The sequence below is a fragment of the Deltaproteobacteria bacterium genome (genome assembly GCA_016177765.1).
GTDB lineage: Bacteria > UBA10199 > UBA10199 > JACPAL01 > JACOUP01 > JACOUP01.
Window position 1 is genome coordinate 1 of record JACOUP010000015.1, and the last position, 1,469, is coordinate 1,469.

The 1,469-nt window shown below is 52.3% G+C and carries 1 protein-coding gene; it reads right to left on the reverse strand.

Annotated features, from left to right (window positions below; genetic code table 11):
* Positions 1-213: 213 nt before the first annotated feature.
* Complete coding sequence (locus HYS22_09355) at positions 214-1,161, reverse strand: IS110 family transposase (protein MBI1910358.1); 948 nt, start codon at positions 1,159-1,161, stop codon at positions 214-216.
* Between the last annotated feature and the right edge of the window lie 308 nt (positions 1,162-1,469).

Sequence of the window (1,469 nt, forward strand, 5' to 3'; positions counted from 1 at the left end):
ATACCATAAAGCTCTCTAAAAAGCAAGATGCTTTTGTGCTGGCTTTTGGACATTTTTGAGAAAATCAGCTACCGGAGGTAGTCGTAACCCAGGTTTTAACCTGGGCTCAATAAGCCGAGGCGAAACCTTGGCTACGACCTTGTCATTGCGAGCACCCAGAGGGTGCGAAGCAATCTCATGGCCTAAGCATTGTAAAATTGTAGCAACTGTGTTTCATGTTGAGTTACGAGAGAGCCACAGGGAGCGATGGTGCATCATGGCGTTGAGGATGATCAAAAGTTTATGCATGCAAGCGGTGATAGCTACTTTAAAAGGTTTGCCTGCAAGGAGAAGTCTTTGGTAAAAGCTCCTGATGATGGGGTTGAAGCGTGTGGCGGCCATGGTGGCCATAAATAAAGCCGTGCGCACTTTTGCCCTCCCACCCCAGATGCGTCTTTTGCCTTTGAATTTTCCGCTGTCGCAGTTGAAGGGGGCAAGGCCCACCAGGGAAGATATCTTCTTATGGCTTAAGGTGCCAAGCTCAGGCAGCTCGGCCAAAAGGGTTAGGGAGAGGATGGGGCCTACCCCTGGCACACTCCTCATGATGGCCTCTTTCTCCCTCCAGATGGGACTTGCTTTGATGCGACTTTCGAGGTCTTTCTCCACCTCCTCTATGCGCTTCTTAAGCCAGCTTATATGCTTCATAATGTCTTTTCTCACCCGCTTCTCAAGACATGTTCCCAGCCGGTTTTTCTCGGAGATGAGCATCTCTACTAACTGGCTTCTCCTGGTAAGCAGGGCTTGGAGCTCCTGGCTCTGTTCATCCTTGAGGGGGCGAACCTCGGGCCTCATGACCTCACCAAAGCTGGCCAGCACAAAAGCGTCAATCTTGTCGGTCTTGGCCAGCCTGCCTGAGGCCTTGGCAAAATCCCTCACATGGCGAGGATTTACCCTCGCCACGGGAAGATTAGCCACACCCATGGCCCCTACCACCAGCATCTCATACCCACCGCTGGCCTCCAAAACCACCACCTCAGGGCTCATGGCCTTCAACCTCTCCACCAGATGTGCTATGCCTGCTTGGTCGTTGGAAACCCTCCAACTCTTCCCCTCTAAAGCCACTGCCACATCCAAAAAAGCCTTGGAAACATCTATGCCTACAAAATATCCCTTTTCCCTCATGGACCTCACCCCTTCTCTGTTCTCCTCCCACTACCCGGCCTTGCATAATGGGGGCTTTTGTGGCCCAAGTAACTGTCCGGGTTACTGGAAGGTGGTGGAGGTGGCGACCCGCGCTACAATACGGGCTCTCAGCGGCCCAAGGGGCAGCCGGTCTGCCTCCTCCCTCATCCATAGTGCCTTTCCCTTTTTCTACTTCTATTCTCTATTTTACTACTTCCTTAACATACAAGGGGCAGGTTTAAAACCTGCCCCTACCGGAGGCAGTCATAGCCCAGGTTTCGACCTGGGCTCAATAAGCCAAGGCTAAG